The sequence below is a fragment of the Candidatus Moraniibacteriota bacterium genome (assembly GCA_016699385.1).
Taxonomy (GTDB): domain Bacteria; phylum Patescibacteriota; class Minisyncoccia; order Moranbacterales; family UBA1568.
This window is the reverse complement of the sequence record CP064974.1, coordinates 167383-186855: the sequence shown is the minus strand read 5'-3', so window position 1 is coordinate 186855 and position 19473 is coordinate 167383. Positions and strand designations below refer to the sequence as shown.

14 protein-coding genes are annotated in these 19473 nt (G+C 47.3%); 4 read left to right on the top strand and 10 right to left on the bottom strand.

The window, feature by feature from the left end:
• Positions 1–6 precede the first annotated feature (6 nt).
• Positions 7–615, top strand: a complete 609-nt coding sequence (locus IPJ67_00780) for a hypothetical protein (protein QQR77671.1) — start codon at positions 7–9, stop codon at positions 613–615.
• 507 nt (positions 616–1122) lie between these two features.
• Positions 1123–2598: a flippase gene (locus IPJ67_00775; protein QQR77670.1), complete on the top strand. Its 1476-nt coding sequence runs from the start codon at positions 1123–1125 to the stop codon at positions 2596–2598.
• 48 nt (positions 2599–2646) lie between these two features.
• Here the strand turns inward: IPJ67_00775 and IPJ67_00770 are convergent, their stop codons facing one another.
• From IPJ67_00770 to IPJ67_00750, 5 genes are all read right to left on the bottom strand, one after another.
• Positions 2647–5154: a type IV secretion system DNA-binding domain-containing protein gene (locus IPJ67_00770; protein QQR77669.1), complete on the bottom strand. Its 2508-nt coding sequence runs from the start codon at positions 5152–5154 to the stop codon at positions 2647–2649.
• 29 nt (positions 5155–5183) lie between these two features.
• Positions 5184–5645: a hypothetical protein gene (locus IPJ67_00765; protein ID QQR77668.1), complete on the bottom strand. Its 462-nt coding sequence runs from the start codon at positions 5643–5645 to the stop codon at positions 5184–5186.
• Between the two features lie 87 nt (positions 5646–5732).
• Positions 5733–6248, bottom strand: a complete 516-nt coding sequence (locus IPJ67_00760) for a hypothetical protein (protein QQR77667.1) — start codon at positions 6246–6248, stop codon at positions 5733–5735.
• Positions 6249–6314: 66 nt separating this feature from the next.
• Entirely contained in the window at positions 6315–6647 is a 333-nt protein-coding gene (locus tag IPJ67_00755; protein QQR77666.1) for a hypothetical protein, read from the bottom strand.
• Positions 6648–6676: 29 nt separating this feature from the next.
• On the bottom strand, positions 6677–9883 hold the full coding sequence (locus tag IPJ67_00750) for a hypothetical protein (protein ID QQR77665.1): 3207 nt from the start codon (positions 9881–9883) through the stop codon (positions 6677–6679).
• A gap of 103 nt (positions 9884–9986) precedes the next feature.
• On the opposite strand from IPJ67_00750, the gene IPJ67_00745 reads away from it, so the two are divergent.
• A complete protein-coding gene (locus IPJ67_00745) occupies positions 9987–11603 on the top strand; it encodes a glycosyltransferase family 39 protein (GenBank protein QQR77664.1) in 1617 nt (538 codons plus the stop codon).
• A gap of 210 nt (positions 11604–11813) precedes the next feature.
• A complete protein-coding gene (locus IPJ67_00740) occupies positions 11814–13775 on the top strand; it encodes a glycosyltransferase family 39 protein (protein ID QQR77663.1) in 1962 nt (653 codons plus the stop codon).
• A 20-nt stretch (positions 13776–13795) separates the two neighbouring features.
• On the opposite strand, the gene IPJ67_00735 is transcribed toward IPJ67_00740, so the two are convergent.
• The 5 genes from IPJ67_00735 to IPJ67_00715 form a co-directional block, all read right to left on the bottom strand.
• The gene (locus IPJ67_00735; GenBank protein QQR77662.1) at positions 13796–14731 is read right to left on the bottom strand and encodes a hypothetical protein; all 936 of its coding nucleotides are present in this window, start codon (positions 14729–14731) and stop codon (positions 13796–13798) included.
• 55 nt (positions 14732–14786) lie between these two features.
• On the bottom strand, positions 14787–15689 hold the full coding sequence (locus IPJ67_00730) for a hypothetical protein (protein ID QQR77661.1): 903 nt from the start codon (positions 15687–15689) through the stop codon (positions 14787–14789).
• A gap of 21 nt (positions 15690–15710) precedes the next feature.
• On the bottom strand, positions 15711–16847 hold the full coding sequence (locus tag IPJ67_00725; GenBank protein QQR77660.1) for a glycosyltransferase: 1137 nt from the start codon (positions 16845–16847) through the stop codon (positions 15711–15713).
• A gap of 350 nt (positions 16848–17197) precedes the next feature.
• Entirely contained in the window at positions 17198–18307 is a 1110-nt protein-coding gene (locus IPJ67_00720; GenBank protein QQR77659.1) for a glycosyltransferase family 4 protein, read from the bottom strand.
• Positions 18308–18314: 7 nt separating this feature from the next.
• Positions 18315–19322, bottom strand: a complete 1008-nt coding sequence (locus tag IPJ67_00715) for a rod shape-determining protein (GenBank protein QQR77658.1) — start codon at positions 19320–19322, stop codon at positions 18315–18317.
• Positions 19323–19473 lie beyond the last annotated feature (151 nt).

Genomic DNA, 19473 nt, shown 5'->3' with positions numbered 1-19473 from the left:
CTCACCATGAAATTCATCACTTTCACTGGCATAGACGGATCGGGCAAGTCCACGCAACTTGCTCTCCTCAAAGAACACCTTGAGTCCGAAGGGCACTCTGTCGCCGTGTTCCACGCCATCGAATTCTCCTTGGCAAACAAAATAAGCAGATTCCTCAAAGGCGAAAAAACATTTATCCCCGGGAAAGAATCCGCCATCACGAAGGTTTCTTTTTTCTCACTCTTCCTCCGCAAAATATTTCTTCTCATCGATATCTTTCGTTTCCGATTCTTCCAAAAGAAGCTCGAGAAAAATAGGATTGATTTCCTCCTTTCCGACCGCTATTTCTACGATTCGATTATCAACCTCGAATATTTGAGCAACGAAAAGTCTCCACAAAAATACTTCACCTCACTTGCTACGCTTATTCCTCATCCCAACATCGCCTTCTCCCTCCGTATCACTCCCGAAGAAGTCATGAAACGCGATCGCGTCCCAGAACAAGGCAGAGAATATCTCCAAAAAAAATTCGCCCTCCTCGAAGAGAAAAAAACAAGCTGGCATCTTATTGAAATTGATGCCAGCCAAAACAAAGACTCTGTTTCCCAGGATATTTATTGCCAAGTCTATCCTTAAATTTCAGAGCTCGAAAGATTGATTATGCGTCTCCGAATCCATTCCTCCCCGCCCCAGAAAGGAGCAATTAATAACCACAGAGGAAGCAGAATCAGCAGCAACCCAATGATTGCCACAATCCAGAAGCCAAAAAATGACAACAGGGAAATCAGTAAAAAGAATATTGATTTCATTTCAGCTCCTCGCGTTGGACATCAGATGTTAGTTCTCACTGATCGAGACGTTTCTGCTTTGACGGATTTGCAGAATGAGAACAGAAGTTGCGACAAGCAAAAAAGAAAGTGCGGTGCAAACAATAGAAATCAAGACATTTCTAGTAAGAAAACTCACAAACAGAAGAGACATCACTGACACCAACAAAATATCTCTCAGTCTCTCGAGATTTTCCTTGTTCCGAGAAACGAAGCTCCACACTCTCTCAATACTTTCTCTCGTCATGATATTCCTCCTGTAGAATAGTTGGATAGGTTTAAATAACTACCAGAAAGCTACAATAAAATGATATCTATGTCAACCTCTCTCTCGAAATCACTCATCTGGCTCACGATTGCTGAAGTGCTCTTTAATATTTCTGGCTATGTGATTCACGCGGTCGCCGGGCGTATTTTGGGACCCGCGGACTACGGGCGATACGCCCTCGTTGTTACTCTCACGACCACCGTCATCATCCTCATCGGAAACGGCATCCCAACTGCCATGTCGCGCTATTTGAGTGAGTACTTCGAAAAGTCGCCCCGCATGATTGGCATCATCAAACAAACAGGCGCGCGACTCCAGTTTTTTCTTATTGGAGGCGTCACTATTGTCTTCTTCCTCATCTCGCCACTCATTGCGCGCCTCTTGGGAGATTCCTCACTCACGCCACTCTTTGCATTTTCAGCGCTCATCATTCCCGCATTCGCCGCCTCATCATTCTATTTCTACTACTTCACCGGCATTCACCGCTTCCGCACCCAGGCCACTCTCAAAATGACGCGCGCACTACTCCGCATCATACTCATTGTCTCCCTTGTTTTTGCCTTTGGCATATATGGCGCTCTTGCTGGGTATATACTCGTCCCGCTCTGCACCTTTCTCCTCGGACTCTATCTCGACAAAAAGTCATCCGACTCATTCAAAGAAATTGGAAACGATGCACCGGAGCAAACATTTCCCTGGCGACTCCTCCTCTCCTCCGCCTGGCCCATTACGCTCTTTCTGCTTTTCTACGAAATTTTCATCTCTATCGATCTCTACCTCGTGAAGGCGCTCCTCCATGACGACGTGCAAACCGGTCTCTACAATGCCGCACTCACCCTTGGGCGACTCCCCTACTACCTCTTCTACGCGCTCTCTATCGTTCTCCTCCCTGCACTCGCCAAACTCAAAAGCGATGGCAATCCAGAAAAAGTGTCTCGCCTCATGTCGCAATCACTCCGCTATGCGAGCATCATACTCATCCCACTCTTCATCCTCCTCTTTGCCTATGCCGAGCCGACCCTCACCCTTTTCTTTGGCACGAAATATACGGGAGCAATAGACGCCTTCCGTATTCTCGTTGGCGGACTCTCATTCCTCACCGTCTTCTATATCGTCTCCTCCGGACTCATGGGACTCGGACATACCCGGCTCGCCATGTGGATGGCGATTGCCGGCACCATACTCAATGCAACACTTAACTTTCTCTTTGTTCCGCGCTTTGGCATCATTGGGTCCGCCTGGTCGACGACGATTAGTTCTATACTTATCACCCTCGCGACACTTGCATTTATGCAAGTGTATATCCGCACGCCCGTGAATATTTCTCAGAGTATCCGCATCCTCATAGGAAGCGTATTGCTTTTCTTTGCAACACAGTTTTTCCCATCATCCTCCATCGCGTTTCTCATACCCGCCACTATCCTCAGCATCGGCTACCTTGCAATACTTTCTTTCCTTGGCGTACTCACCCAAGAGGACTTCGCCTCTTTCCTTTCATTTCTCCCAAAGAAAAAGGCGAACTGATACATAGTCCACCTCAAAATCTCTCAGCTTTTAATTGGGGAGTATCTACTATGAAAGACTGCCTACCAACTTTGTCCGCTCCATGATTTCGCGATTGACGACATCAGCGTCGCGACCGAAGCGCAGACGCGAGAGCTCCTTGAGATGCCCCGCGAGTTCCTCATCGCCAGAGGTCGGAGGATAGACCAAGAGATTGAACGGCTTGGTAGACTGATTGTTAATGAGGAGTCGAGCAAAAGCATGATAGTTGTCAACATTCACAAGGTCGCGCGCAGAAAAAATCGGCTCAAATTGTTTCTCGAGAAATTCCGCATCCTCGGGGCCAACTCGAAACGAAACCATTGATCCCACATTACCGAAGACCGCCTTTGAAATATCTTCTGACAGTTGCCCGATAAACTGATGCGCTATGATGAGATTGAGTCCGTACTTTCGTGCCTCGGAAAGAATTTGCGCGATAGAGTCCGTCGTGACGTTTTGAAATTCATCAATATAGAGAGAGAAGTCTTTTCGATCTGCCTCGGGTATATCTGCTCGCGAGAGTGCCGCCATCAAAATCTTCCCCACTACGACCATGCCGAGCAAATGGCTATTTATTTCCCCAAGTTTGCCCTTAGAGAGATTGAGGAGGATGATTTTCTTCTCATCCATGAGTGTACGGAAATCAAGTGTGCTCTTTTGCTGGGCAATAATAGGGCGCATCATGTCATTTGCCACGAAAGGCGTGAGCTTCGACGTGATATATGGCACCATATTGGCAAGCGACGCCTCACCCCCCGCCTTCTCCGCCTCTTTTACCCAGAAATCATAGACGACTGGATTCTTACATCGGTCAAGCTTCATCCGTCGGAAATCCGGATCAGCAAGCACCTTCGATATTTCCATGAGCGTCGAGCCAGTCGCTGGGTCTTCCATAATAAGAAGCATGGCATTCCGCATATACTGCTCAAACATCGGTCCACCGGTCTGCTTCAAATCATAGAGCTTCCCAAAGATATTAATCATTTCATTTACAACAAATGTCTTTTCCTCGGGACGAGAGAATTCCAGCATATTGAGCCCAAAAGGACGCTCTGTGTCAGCGGGGTCAAAATACACAATGTCCTCAGCTCGCTCTTTCGGAACAGCTGCCAAAATATCCTGCACAGCATCACCATGCGGATCAATGAAGCACAAACCTCGCCCATTACGGACATCCTGCTTCGCCATTTCTTGGAGAAACACGGACTTTCCAACACCAGTCTGTCCAATACAGTAGAGATGACGTCGACGATCAGATGTTGCTAGACGAATATCCGTCTTCACGCCACGATAGTCATTGTGTCCCAAGAGAATCCCTTCTTTCGGAATATTTGGTGGTGGTGGCGCCGAGCCTGCCTTTTGCCATTTGATATTCGGCGTCTCGGTCGTTGAAATAGGAAAATGAAAGAGACTCGACACTTCTTCCACACCCAAGAGAAATGCTGTCTCCGAACGAAAAGAGCGGAAGATATAGTCAAAAATTACCGGCTTTGCCGAGCGATCACGCAGACGCTGTGTACGGAAAAGATTTGCTTCCGGATATTCAAATTGTGCAAAGGCATTTTCCATCGTCGCAAGTATTTGATCAGCGCGCTCTTGTGAAGCCGCTGCTGCAAGCAGACGCACATTGACATGGAAGGCAGCCTTCGACACCTTGCGCTCAATCGCCTTCACCAAATCTTGCTCCTCCGGCGTCAGTTGAACAAGAGGTTTATCGGCGGGTTTTTCTCCTGGTTTGTCAGTATAAGTCGCTGCATGAAAGAGCGATACAAATGCCGATCCGAGAAAGTGCAAAAATGGCGACTCGTGATATACATCCGCGAGACGTTTCCCTTGTTGCATCTCATGCGCAATTCGCCGCCCCTCCAAGCGCCATGACGTACCGGCTGGAGAAAGAATGATCTGCACTGCTGCACCCTCACCTTCTTTGGAAAGCTTGCTCAGAGAATTGGAAATCTCATTGAGAGGATCAACATCGAGTGATTCATAGGTCCGTATCGGGAGCGCTGGACTCTTCGCGAGCGATAGCGTCGAAACAGACGAAAAGCTCTTTGGAGAAAAAATAGTGTAGTCCTTCACCTTCTCTACAAAGGCATTCGGGAAAAAGCTGTGCACTTGTTTCTCAATACCTTCCCGAAACTTCCTCGGCACCGAAAGAAAAAATGTCATCTCCTCATCACCTTCGGGATTTGCCACCTCAAATACAATTGCTGGCGGTCCATAGAAGAATCTTTTGATATCCGAGAGAGGATTAAACCTGTGCTTCATCCCACGAAAAGACTGCAGCGACACCAAGAGTTGCTCCATAGCCCCAATCTCTTCCTTCCACTCATCGGGACGCAATGATTCACCCTTCCGATCCGCCGGCTTCGACACCTGAATCGTTTCCAAGTCCATATTGAGCGATCGGTTGATGCGCGCACGAAAAAAGAGAAGGGTTCGAATAACTAACAACACTCCCGAGAGCGCCGCCAATCCCCCCATCGCAAAGAGGAGGGGAATAAGAATCAAATTGAAATCAAAAGTTGTTTCCATAAAAGACATTCGTTCCCATCATCCATCTATCATTCATTGGCGTCATCAAGCAGACCTTGTTTACGAAGTTCATCCGAGAGCTCGTCAGCAATGCGATCATGCGTAATATCCAAAGTATAGGCATCGATATGCTCCGCAACCGACACAGCATGCGCTACCCCCTTCACACGAGCAAGATCAAGCAGCTTTTGTACACGCCCCGCAGCATCCTCCATATGACGAATAGCATCGGCATCGAACTTCACATCATCATTCTTCGTGGTCGTTGTCTGCGCCGAGGCAGATGCTGCTGCCTGCACTTCACTCAACTTGCGTTCATACTCCGATGCGCTCTCTTGAGCATCCACATGCTTCTCTGCTTTCCCGTCCACCCACAACTCTGATTGCCTCCCAGGAACATCCAAAATATCTCGGACATTTTCTACATCATCAGACTTCAATTTTTCTGCAACATCCTCCGGTACCCCGATAATAGTTTTTTCTTCCGGCATAAGTATCATCACACTAAGAAATTAGACTCGACCATTCAATTGTATTCCGAGAAACATCAACCCTGAACACATACCCGTATTCATAAATCAAGATAGCGATTCTTTATCCTTCGATATTGATGACTCCGCATCTTCAAGCTCTTTTTTAGCGGCTCGATATGCCGAGAGACTTTGCCGAACACGTTCATCCAAAGCAATGATATTCAGTCGATCCGAAGTAGAAGCATTGCGCGGAACAAAGAAAAATTCCCATGCCTTTCTCAGAAATCCACGGTTTCTTTCGGCATCTACATACTTATTCCGTAAGGTTGTTTCAGCATTATATTCTCTTTTCAACCTCTCAACCTTCTCTTGTAGAATATCAACCTCTTTTTTTCCTTCGATATGAATGCGCTCCTGGTGTATTTTTTCCGTATCGATATCAAAATCCTCCTGTATCTTCTGAATTTCTTCAACCCTTTCCCTTCGTAATCTTTCCGCAGCATTCTCTGCTGCCAACACCTCGAAGTCAGCTTTATCCTCAGGAGTGCCTCGATAATCAAACGCATCATCAGGCTTTTTGCGTCTGGAGTCCATGTGCTCATTTCCATCTTCAGAAAACATAGCGTGTAGATATTAGAATAAAAAGACACGAATCACTTTCTTTCATGCAAGAGTTCATCACACACATCAAGCAGGCTTCCCAGAAATCGAATCTGCCGGTATTCCACCGTTCTTCACTGCATCACGAAACTCCGTGACAATTCCTTTTACAAACGCATCTGGATTCGACACGTACTGTTTGATAAACGCCTCCAGTTTCTGTTGATCTCCCGATTTCATCAACGCATCGAATTCATCCGCACCCTCATCACCCATCTTTTCTCCAAGCGCGAGAAAAATCTGCTTCATCACCGTCTCCGTCATCATATCAAGCAACTCCTGTTGCTTTGCTTCTGGCAAATTCTCCAACCCAAACTCTTTCACAAGGTCGGCTTTAAGTTGCTCAATAGAAAGTGGCATAGATGAAAAGTTAAAGACAGAAGTTATGTTTATTTTTTCGACTCAAGCGGATGGGTAAGAATATATTTCGCCATTTTTGTAAGCCAGCTTCCGACGGTTTCACCTGGTGAAATTACTTTGCCAATGCGAAGTGATTCGCCACCGATGCGAACAATACCAGCGTACACAGCTCTATTCACTTTCTCTTTTATGTATTCAACATCATTCCGCATCCAACGTGCCACATCTTCCGACGGAAAAAGTGCTCGCCCAAGCGAATCCTTCACAAAAAGCACAGAGCTCGGCGTCGGTTCAGTCCCAGAAACCGGAACTCTGGCGCCAAAAATACTTTCTATAAGATCCTTTTGTCCCTGAGAGAGAGGAAGAAATGTCAACCTCTCTTTCACTATTGTACCCACATTCTTCAAATATTCACTTCCCTGAGCAGAAATATCAAGCGACTCGAGAGGCACTTGAGGGATAGATTCGGCAGGAATAGGAGGACTCGATACAGCGACGTCAGGAGAAGGGGTTGGCGGCGCAATTGACCGCGAAAGTGGAGCTGCACTTGACTGCGGTGAAGGAGAAGTCAGTTCAATTCTCGCGCTGTGGACAATATCTCCCGCTCCAGGTGCCGTGATATTCTGAAGAATCGCCTCTCCCGACTTTCGGGTGATTTGCAAAATTCTTGCTGTGCCATCCGGATTTATAATCACGCTCACATCATCCCCTATATGCATGCTCTTTTGAAGAACGTTATCGAGCTGAGCGATATTCTTTCCAGCTTTTTTCATCTCTTCCAAAAAACGAAGATACGCTCGATGACTCTCCGCCCCGTCAATACCAGCTTTGTTCATTACTTCCTCAATGGAACCGCCTTGGTGATTGATAACCAGTTCTCTCATGCCAGCACCAACATTCACACTTTCTGATGCGGGAGGACTCACCTGACGAACGACTTCCGTCGCACTGGAAGGGGAAACCTCTACACTTCCCACACCTGAAGCAATACGAGCAGGAGAAGCACCTGTATCAACTGATACACTCGGTTGAGAAGGGGTGAGTTCGCTCGGAGGGACATTGTAGACATCGAGAGGAGAGGCATCTAGTGAAATTGGAGCACTGTGAAAATCCTCGATTCCGGTAATGATTTTCATTTGCTCAAGAAGCTTTGAAAAGCCACTTGAAACCTTTCCCGAAACTTCCCGTATCGCTCCATGATGAGCAAATGCCGATCCACCAGCAAAGAGCAATGTGCCAAGTGCAACACTCGTCACGACCCGCTTCCGATTTCCTGCGATTGCTCGATCGAGATTCTCTTGTGTACGATCGGCATACGATTTCATTCTCTGCTCCAAGAATCCTATATCTTCTATCTTCTCAATATTCGAGAGTGCTGCCTCGTGATACTGAACCGTTTTTCTATTCGCTCGACCCTCCAGATACTCATATGAAACACGTCCAACGCCGTACGACCCCAACAATCGAATCAGCGTGCTTCCCGCGACACCAAGACCCACCAATCCCGCAGACCCCGTGGCAACCCCGGCAACACCTGTACCCAAAGCAAGCGCGGAAATCGCCATGCGCTTCTTCCAATCGAGCGCTCTGTATTGTTCCGTCCAATCCTTCGCACGACCGAGTCCGCGAAGAAACCGGGAGTCTTCCCTATTTCCCCATGCCGCATCTTTCCAGGCATTGTAATTTTCAATCGATCCTTGAAAATCAAGCCCGCGAATCGCCTCCGCCATGAGTAAGCCCTTTCCTTTTCCATCCAGTTTTCGATCCTCCGATTCGCGTTTCGCTAGTTCAACAACAGCATTTTTATAAAGCGTCAATTTATATTTCCAGTTGCTTTCCAAGACCGCCAACTCGTCCACGAGGTTCTTTGGCGGTTCCTTGGAGCGTGATGCAAACAGTGCTCTCTTGACCGCCAACCATTTCGACTCATTTCGATGCTTTAATTTCAAATAATCGTCCCGAGCTGCATCAGCTTCACTCTTCAATTCCTGAGCACGACTATGCAGTTCTTGTGTGGACACTTCTCCTTGAGGGAAATATTCATCTTCAAGAGCATTTTCATCCCCTGTTTCCGAGGAATCTTCAACTCCCGAATCACCACCAACCATTCCAAAACCTTCCACAATACCATCTTCTTTCATAGCTTCAATCTTCCCCTCTTTTTCTTGATGCAACAGACGCTCCACTGTATCACGCAACCCTTGAGAACTCGTCACAAAATTCGTCACCCCCATTTCTCGAGCTCCCGCGACAATTCTTCTCAAATCATCACCAGAATAAAATTGTTTCGACCCCTGAATACCCGGGAAGTCCGGATCATCCAAAAGCATCAAAAGTTCCTCGAAATTTTTTACACCCCTAATCTGCTTGAGTTTTTCTATACTCTCTTGTTCTTCTTGCGTCACATCATCAATTGCTTCCTTATAATCTGGCGCCCCAAAGTATCCGCCATTCGTATCACTCTTTACCTCTTGATCTCCTTCTGCAATATCCTTACCTTGAGCATCGCCATCATTCGAAGACATATCCGCATCATCTCCATTCGTCTTACGCATCTCTTCCAAATCATCAACTATTCTCCTAGTACCAGAGCCTGCTTTCTGGGGTTCCGTTTCATTTGACCATTCGTTTAAACCTTGTTCTTTAAGCAGCTTTTTCACGCGGTGTTTCTCCATTTCTTTCTCCTTATCAGTTTTAAGTCCAAGGAATTGTGTAAAGTCACTACTTTTGAAGAAAGTAAAGATTATCTTTGCTATATTTCCTAATTTTCCTTTCAAAAGGTTTTTACATACTTCACTCGAGTGTTTTTTTAAAAATTTCTCTATAAGATCATCCTGAGAGACTGGCATTGCAGACTCAACTACGGTTTTATCTTTACCACTGCGAACTAAGCGTTTGCAATCATTCGGGAACAAATCTTTCAACTTCGGAAGAAGCTTTTCCAAAGCTTCTTTTTCTGCCTGTCGTCGAGCATCCTGTATTCCATTTTCGAGTTCTATCACTTGTTCCATTTGCACATTGTTTTTCAATACACGATCAATTTCTTTTTTTTGCATATCACCATTAACTGACTTGGAGTATTTGAGTGTTTCATTTTCAGAAGTCGAAAGAGTCACAGGAACATCACCTTTTCTAGAAACATTCACACTAGCAACTGCCGGGTTCGTTCCGGAAGTTCCCTTTTTCCCTCGTGCCTTTTTTTCGATGGATATATCAGTTTCCTGCTCCATGGACATACTGAAAACAAAAAAATAATTCGTGGTATAATTATACCATCATTTGAATGCGCCGACGAGACGCGCGAGCGAAAAGTCAAGACACAAATAGAACACCAACACTATGCGACGACATTTCTTCGGGTATTTTTTTACAGCAGAAAAGCTCCTCGCAACGTCTATACTCATTATTCTGCTCGCGACCGCATTTTTTCTGCGATTTTGGAATATCGAACATATCCCAGCTGGGCTCTATCCAGACGAAGCAATGAACGGCGTCGATGCGATTCATGCCAATGAGACCGGCAACTATCAGCTCTTCTACCCCAATAACAACGGCCGCGAGGGACTCTATATCAACCTTGAGGCGCTTGCAATGCTCTTTTTCGGCGTCAATATCGCGGCGCTCAAGCTTTTCTCGGCGATATGCGGCACAGCAACGGTTCTCGGCGTCTATCTCCTTGCCAAAGAGCTCTGGCAGAAACGAAGCGTCGCACTTTTCTCCGCATTTCTCATCACGTTTTCCTATTGGGCGATTAACTTTTCGAGAATTGGATTTCGCGCCATCATGGTGCCACTCATTCTTTCATTCTCATTCTATTTCTTCTTCCGAGGTCTTCGCACCAAAAGCTTGCTTGCGTTTCTCGTGAGCGGCCTTATATTCGGTATCGGCTTTCATACCTATATTGCCTTCCGCGTCGCACCACTCATTCTTTTCATTGTAGCGCTCGGGTGCATGGCGTCTTACCGAGAGTTTTTGAAGCGCTATTGGAAACACGCACTTGCATTTACCATTGGTATGTTCGTCACCGCTGCGCCACTTATCTACGAATTTGCAACACATCCGGAATATCTTTCGTCGCGATCGGCATCGATTTCGATTTTCTCACCCGACGTGAATCACGGTCACCTCGCACTCACCTTTGCCAAAACACTGAGCCTCTCTCTCATCAAATACACTTTTGTCGGCGATATGAATTGGCGACATAACTATCCGCCCTATCCGCTGCTTGATTTCGTCAGTGGCACCCTTTTCCTTGCCGGGTTTGTCTTCCTCATCATGCGCATCTATCTCCTCGCCAAGAGGCGATGGAAACACACCGAGCGAAACCGCGAACTTATGATTTCGATTTTCTTGCTCGGCTGGTTTTTCACCATGCTTGTTCCCGAATTCCTTACCGAAGAAGGTCTCCCACATGCACTCCGCGCCATTGGCACACAGCCTGTTGTCTTCCTCATTGCCAGTATCCCCCTTCTCTGGCTTGGTGAATGGCTCCGGAATCGCGAGCCCGGCTCAAAAGTTGGTATGATGCTCCTTGTCGGAACCATTATCGCGTTGATTCCTCTTTGGAATGTCAGTAAATATTTCCTCTTCTTTACAAACAATGCGAATGCTCGAGGTGCCTTCAATGAAGGTTTCACCGCTATGGCGCGCTATATCAATACCTTGCCAAGCGACACACATGTTTATGTCCTCGCAAATGCAGGAGGAAAAACCATCGACAATGGTCTCCCTGTCACGGCACAGCCGATTCTCTTCCTTACTCATGATTCAGCAAAAGGCACGCCGGAATTTCTCATGCCCGACACAACTCTCAAAGTACCCGCCGTCATTATCCCACAAAAATGGGACGACGATATTGCCAGGAAAGTCCAAGTAGCATTTCCAGCATCAACCGTTAAAACTATTCCCTTTCGAGAAAATTCGCCAGAGAATTTCCGGGTAATTGTGATAAGATAATAAAAACACTCTCGAAAACTTCACTGCTTCACATTTTTCGGAAGAAATTATTTTTTGTGCCTTTCGGAGCAAGCGGAGACAAATAAAAAAGAATTTCTTCCGAAAAACACACACCTCTTAATTCACTTTCATTTAAAATACCAAGGAAATAAACCGACTCTCAAAAGGTACGCGCGCGGATACAGTCTTTTACTTTTCATTCATTCAGTTATGCAACTCTTCAAAAAGCAGGCAATGTGGTTTGTCGCGGGAATACTCATCATCCTTTTTGCTGTTTCACTCCGCCTCGCCTGGGACGACTCGACCACCATGGATGAAAAGGCGCATATCCCCGCATCCTACAGCTATGTACGCTATCTCGATATGCGCATCAATCCCGAGCATCCTCCGCTTATCAAGGACCTCTCAGGGCTCGCTATGTTGCTTATTTCTCCATTGCCACAATTTCCTGTCCCAAGCACACTCTGGACCAGAGGCGACGAAGGAATAGACCCTGCGCAGCATCCCGAGGGTCCGGCACAAGCATGGGGATTTGCCCAATGGACATTTGGCGACGAGTTCCTCTTTGGTATGGGAAACAATCCCGACCAACTCACCTTCTTTGCGCGCATCCCGATTATCCTCATCGCACTCCTTCTTGGTTTTGCCATTTTTCGATGGACACGCGAACTCGCCGGAACGGTAGCGGGACTCTTTGCACTCCTCCTCTATGCCGCCGACCCAAATGTCCTCGGGCACGATCACCTCGTCACGACCGATATCGGCATTGCAGCATTCGTATTCTTCTCCGTCTATTTCTTCGTCCGATTTCTCAAAGATCCATCTGCAAAAAACACCATCCTCTCCGGTCTCTTCCTTGGACTTGCCAATCTCGCCAAGTTTTCTGCCGTCACACTTTTCCCTCTCTTTGGGCTCATTGTTATCCTCTATGCCCTCTCGAAATCCTGCCCTAATACGGTTGAAGAATCGGATCGACGAGCATGGCGATGGAAATTCTTCTTTTCTCTTGTGCTCAAGTTTGCCGGGTCTGTCGCCGTGTGCTTCATCGCCATCTGGACACTCTATATTCCGAATACCTGGAATATGCCCGCGGAAACTGTGCAAGAAATTGCACGAGCACAATTCCCCAATGACCGCGCTGTTGGTCGTATTGCCGAGTCGACCATCGTCAGCATGAGCAATATCCCCCTCATGAAACCGCTCGCACAATATTTCCTCGGCGTCTTCATGGTATTTGCGCGCGTCTCCGGCGGCAATACCTACTACTTCCTCGGCACAGTTTCCAATCAGGCAACGGCGCTCTATTTCCCCGCCGTCTTTCTCATGAAGGCAACACTTCCGTTTCTCGCCATACTCGGATTTGGACTTCTCTACGGACTCCGTCGCATCACCAAAGTCGCGCACTCAGACAGGCAATCCGGACAAACATGGTCAGGCACGATTGCACATTCTTTCCAATCGCATATCGCGCAATACACCATGCTTGGTTTCGTCGCACTCTACAGCTACCTCAGCATCACGGGCAATCTCAATATCGGCTTCCGACATCTCTTCCCAATCCTTCCCTTCCTCTACGTGCTCGGAACCAAAGCCGTATTTGACTACTGGAAGCGTCACCGTGGCAATCACACAACCTGGAGCATCATGCGCGGATTCATTTTTATCTTCACCTGCTGGATTATTCTCATACCCGTCTTTGCCTACCCGAGCTATCTCTCGTATTTCAACACCGCAATGGGTGGCCACACCGAAGGCTACAAATATGTCACCGATTCCAACTACGACTGGGGACAAGATGTGAAGCGCTTGAAAAACTGGGTAGATACTTACAATCTCTGCGTAGACGGCAATCAGGAGGCCTCCAACGAATGTCAAGCGCTCACGAATGGAAAAAGTCTCCCCACTGCAGTGCCAATACAAAAAATCCGCGTCGACTATTTCGGCGGATCAAACCCGGAGTATTTCCTAGGCAACATGTACGAATCTTGGCACAGCGACAATACGCCTGAACCCGGCTGGTATGCTGTCTCTGCCGGATTCTACCAAGAGAGCATCTACAAACCGCAATCGGAAGGATCCATCAACTATTCCTGGATTCCACAGAGCTCCCTCGTTGGTCGCGCTGGCGACTCCATCTTTATCTTCTACGTGGACAAAGTGCCCGGACAGTAGAATCAAAAAAGAAGTACTTCTTATTTCTTCTTCTTTGTCTTGTTTTCGGAAACACTCTCTGTGTCTAGAGGAGATATACCTTCTTTCGGTTCATCACCCTTCAAGAGATAGAAAATGCGATTCTCCGTGCGAAGGTCGATGTAGTCGAGATTTTTTCGATTGTTTTCCAGCAATGTCTTTGCAAAGAGAAGGCGAAGGGCACGTATCGATTTTTCGAGTGGAACCGTCGCACTCATGCGAAGCTCCCATCCATCAGTACTCCGAAGCCACAACTCATCAGAGAAACGCGATGGTGTTTCAGCTACCGAAAATATTTCTAGACCGAGTTCATCGCGGAGCTTTTGTTGCAAAGATGGGAAGCTCCGCAAGAAATCTTCAGAAAGAAGCATGTCTTTCTGCGAAACTGGCTTTGCTGACGTATCAACAACAGTAAGCATTCCAGTCACACCCTGATCATGCGGAGCAGGAGCGGCATCAAAAGCGACACCCTCTTCGTCAACGAAGAAACAGGGTCCGCCAGAACAGAGTACGAATGCCGTATTTCGCTCCTCACTTTTCAAGACAATCGTCGAAGGGAAAAGAAATGAAACCGTCACACTCCGAAACACTGGAAAGGCATTAAGGAGTTTCCGCTCCATAATATACTTTCGAATGAAAGCAACAGGCATCGTATCATTCGGAATAATACCAAAAGAGCTCCCCGAAAGCACGCTATCAATCACTGTTGCCACATCACCTCTTGAGACATGTTCCATCGGGGCTATGTCTTTTTGCTTGAGACGCAAAAGTGACGAGAAGAACAATACGAAAATCACCAATCCGGTAAATGATGCCCAAAGAAATATATACCCGACAGTCCACAATGACCAGGATCGTTGATGATGCTGAGAAACAGTTCTCTGCTGTTCACGATTCGCACCACGAAACAGTCGACTCCGTTTCGGTCGTAAAATCATTGCCTGAGATCCACGTGTTTTTTTTGTTTTGAAAAATCCCATAATACTCTGCTCTCTATCCAAAAAACTGACTCTTTGTCATGCGTTGCATCAGAAGTGGCGAGACGCTTTTTCGAAAGAAAAAAAGTTGTTCCAATATCAATCGAGCACTCCCGGGAAACCGTCGCAAATCACGAAGTGTCGCTGCAACAGCATGAAGTCGCTCGAGCAATGCCCGCCGTTCATAGGTATGAGGAACAGTCAGCATCTCACGATTCAATGCGCTCATCCACCAAGCAAGCAGGCGTTCCGCACCAGGAATATCGTTTGTACAAGCGTCTGCCAGCATCACACGATCACTCAGTGAAAGCAAAGCAAATCCCCGAAGCATGTCCAATCTCCGCAGAGAGTCCGCAAACATTTCCGGATTCTCTCGGAAAGACGCGCATAGCCCGGGACGACCTAGTTGGCGAATCGTCTCCGGAACATCGGAAAATGATTCTGCGAGAACATCCCCAGTAACAAGTGCAAATGAAACTCGCTCACACCGCGAGAGAATCGTCGAAAGCATTCCTCCCTCATTATACGTCACCAAAATAATTGTCGCCCCGGGAAATGGTTCTTCGAGTGTTTTCAAAAACGCATTTTGCGCCCCCTCCGACATCTTGTGCGCATCATCCACAATGAGTACATTCCCCGTCCCGACACGCCCCGAAAGTCCGAGCGTATGTGTCGCCTCGCGAATCATTTTGACACTTATAGGAAGCTCCTTCACTTTTCCTTTTTCTTCAATTCGCTCTGGTCGAATAACTGCACAATCAGAAATCGACGCACTTCCAAGCAGTTCTCCAGCAAGTTCAACTGCAACTGCCAACTTCCCGACGCTCTCCGGACCAACAAATATGTACGTCTGTGCCACGCACTGTTTCTCAGTCGCACGTCGAAGTCGATCTCGAATTGCTTCGTGTCCGATAATCATAGTGTCTTCACAAATTGAAGATTATCCAACAACTTTCCGAATAACATCCGCCATGCATTCTTGAAAATGGCATTCTGAAAATCGCTCGGCGTTCTTTCGTATCTCATTTGTATCAAATGACGACTCTCGCTTGATATATTTTTGCACCGCCTCAATGACACTCTGCGCATCCGGATCAGCAAAGAACACTCCCGAAACATTTTCCTCCACGATTTCTCTTGCTCCACCAGAAGCGAGTGCAATTGCCGGAAGCCCCGCCATCTGCGCCTCAGCAAGCGCAAGTCCGAAATCTTCTTCCCCAGCAAAAACAAATGCCCGCGCTTTCCCAAGTACCGTACCCAGTTCATCGTCTGATATATCACCGAGAAATCGCACATTTGGCGGAGCAATACGCTGAAGCCGCGCCAATTCTCGCCCCATACCAACCACTACAAGCGGAAGCAGAAGCTCTGCAAAAGCTTGCACAATCGCTTCGGTATGCTTGTATTTTGAGAGACGCGACACGGTAACGAACGGACGATCTCGCATATCAAGCGCTGCCGGTTCTGTCGAGGTCAATCTGCGAACCGGTGGAGAGACCACGTCCGACGGACGTCGATAGTATTTCTCAATACGAGCCTGTGTATAGCGAGAATTGGCAACGAGCACATCCGGTCGTGCCGCCGCTTCGAAATCCCAGAGCCGCAAATGCGACAACATCATACGTTTACAAAAGTGAAAGCCGCCGCTCTCGCGAAGGTATCGCTCGTTCTCATCCCACACAAATCGCATCGGCGAATGAATATAAGCGATATGCTTCGTGCGAAGTCGCGTGACAATTCCTTTGACCCATGCGCCCGACGACGAAATAACCACATCGAAATCCCGCACATCAATCGCTTCCGTCGCCGCACTATAGAACGGCAACAGCCACCGATGCCGCCTCTGCAGAAATTTCGGCCACGCCCCCAAGAACGATGTCCGCACCTCTCGGTCGGCAAACATCCCCTGCATCCCCTCGCGGTCATAGAGAAGCGTATATATCGGCGCTTCTGGAAACATATCCGCCAAAGTTCGCAACACCCGCTCCGCCCCGCCACGATAGAGCAAGAAGTCATGCACGAGCGCCACCTTCCCAATATTTCTCATCCCCTTCAGAATATATTGACTTTTTTCCATATCTGTGATGTATTCGAAAGTCTGAAATTGCAGATGGCAGTTTAACAACCAGGAGAGATCTCATGAAAGATTTCTGGAAAGACAACGGTCAATTTATTTTGGATATAATTTCCTCTTTAATAATCGCCGGCGTTGTCCGTTACGTATATAGAGACACGAGCTATGAAACACGTGAAATACTAACTCTTATTGCGTTCTTCGGAAGCATGATCACGTTCTCACTCAGAAACGTTCTCCCTACTCTGTCTACTCTGTGTAAACTTCAAGAGACAGAGAGGAATAAAAAGCAACACTAGCTAGAACGCCGCTAAGAATAACTTACACCCCCGAGAAAACATCAACGGGGGTTTTCATTTTCCCGTAAGCGCCTCAGCAATCCCCCCCGCGCACTTTTCCCAGCTGAACCGGGCTACGTTCCTCGAGCCACTCTCGATTATAGCACTGCGAAATCCTCTGTCCAAAGCCAGCTTCTCTATTCCTCGAGCGATATCTCTCGCATCCAAAGGATCAACAAAAACCGCCCCATCTCCACCCGAAACTTCCACGAGCGATGATGTGCTCGATGTAAGGACCGGCACTCCAACTGATTGTGCTTCCAAAATAGGCAACCCAAACCCTTCATAGAGCGATGGGAACAGAAACCCGTCGGCATTTCGCAAGAGTTGCCATTTCTCTTCTTCACTCACGTATCCCAGCTCAACAATATCGTTTCGATATTTGGCATGCGCCACTTGGTGCGCGACTGTCTCATACCCATACCCAGGTTTCCCTGCCAAGACAAGTTTGTGATTCGTTCCGCATTTCTTCTTAAACATATCGAATGCCTCAATCATTCTCGCTATATTCTTCCTCGCTTCTATTCTTCCGATGAATAAAAAATATGGTTTTGGGATTTGATGTTTGGAATTTATTTTGGAATTTGATTCACACTGATTATTATTCGCCCTCAGTTTGAAACAAGAGACTCCTTCATAAATAACTTCTATCTTTTCTTCTGGCACTCTGTACAAAGAAATCAGATCCTTCTTTGTATTCTCCGAAACGGCGACAATCTTCGATGCCCATCGGCAAGAATTTTTGATAGACCACCGCATATAGATTCGCTCCCACCACGAATACGCCTCGGGACAAAACTCGTACTCAAGCCCGTGCACCGTCACAATCGTCTCTTTCGGATGAATCCACGGCACCGTATGCGCCGGAACAAAGAGCGCATCAAGAGGGTGAAAGAGCATCTCCAGCGCGAGCCTCCCCTGCGTCCAGCAACGAAACCATCCGAGCGCCCGCACACGCCACATTTCCGGAATATCAAAATCAATCACTTGCTTTTTCCGCACATACAAAACAACTTGCTCTTTCGCAAGTTCATTTCGCAAGTGCTTGATACTTTGATAGGAATATTCCTCGATGCCCGTCCGCTTCACAAGAAAAGCCCGAGAAGCATCAATGCCGATAATCATAAGAAAATTATTTCCCAATCATAATGCTTCGCTTATATATATCCAGATTCTCAAGAACGATTCCTGTACCCTTGGCGACGCAAAATGCCGGATCATCGGCAACGAAACAAGGAACGCCAATCGTCCGTGCGATGAGTTGATCCAAATTCTTGAGCTGCGCTGTGCCTCCCGAGAGTATCATACCTTTATCCATAATATCCGCCGCAAGCTCAGGCGGAGTTTCTTGGAGCACATGCTTAATCACATTGATAATCTCGCGAAGTTCATCCTGTATCGCTTCCGTGATCTCGTTCGATGAAACCGTGAGTGTTTTCGGAAGCCCTCCCATCAGATCGCGCCCACGTAAATCGAAATGTTCTTCTTTCACAAGTGCAATCGCAGAACCAATCGTCATCTTCACTTCTTCTGCCGTGCGCTCCCCAATTGCCATACTATATTTGCGCTTGATATAGTCTGATATCGCCTGATCGATACGATTGCCGCCAACTCGGGCCGAATGCGCTGCAACAATTCCCCCCAGCGAAATAATAGCAATTTCCGACGTGCCACCACCGATATTGATAATCATATTCCCCTGCGCTGTATGAATCGGGATACCCGCGCCAATTGCAGCGAGTATCGGTTCCTTCACGACATAGGCAGATTTGGCGCCCGCTTTAATCGCCGCATCCACCACGGCGCGACGCTCCGTCGACGTGACCCCTGCTGGGATAGAAAGCACTACTTCTGGACGAAAAAACCGAAACCGACCAGACACAAGCCCAATAAAATACCGGAGCATCGCCTCGGTAATTCGATAATCCGCAATAGCGCCATCCCGCAAAGGCTGCGAAGCAACAATCGTGTCTGGTGTCCGCCCAATCATTTCCTTGGCCTCATTACCGACCGCAAGCACTTTGTTTTCCCCAACAGAAACAGCAACCACCGAAGGCTCGTTCACGACGATCCCCCGCCCCGGGACAAAGACAAGTGTATTTGCCGTCCCCAAATCAATACCGATTTTTTTGACAAACATACATTGCTAAACAAGAACGAAGATTTGTTCATCTTTACATCACAGCTTTCTTTTGTGTGCGCCGAGACTTCGAAAAGAAATTATTCGAACAGGAGTTCAGCATTCGTGAGATACGTGAGAAAAATTTCTTTTCGAAGTCGAGACAATTTCC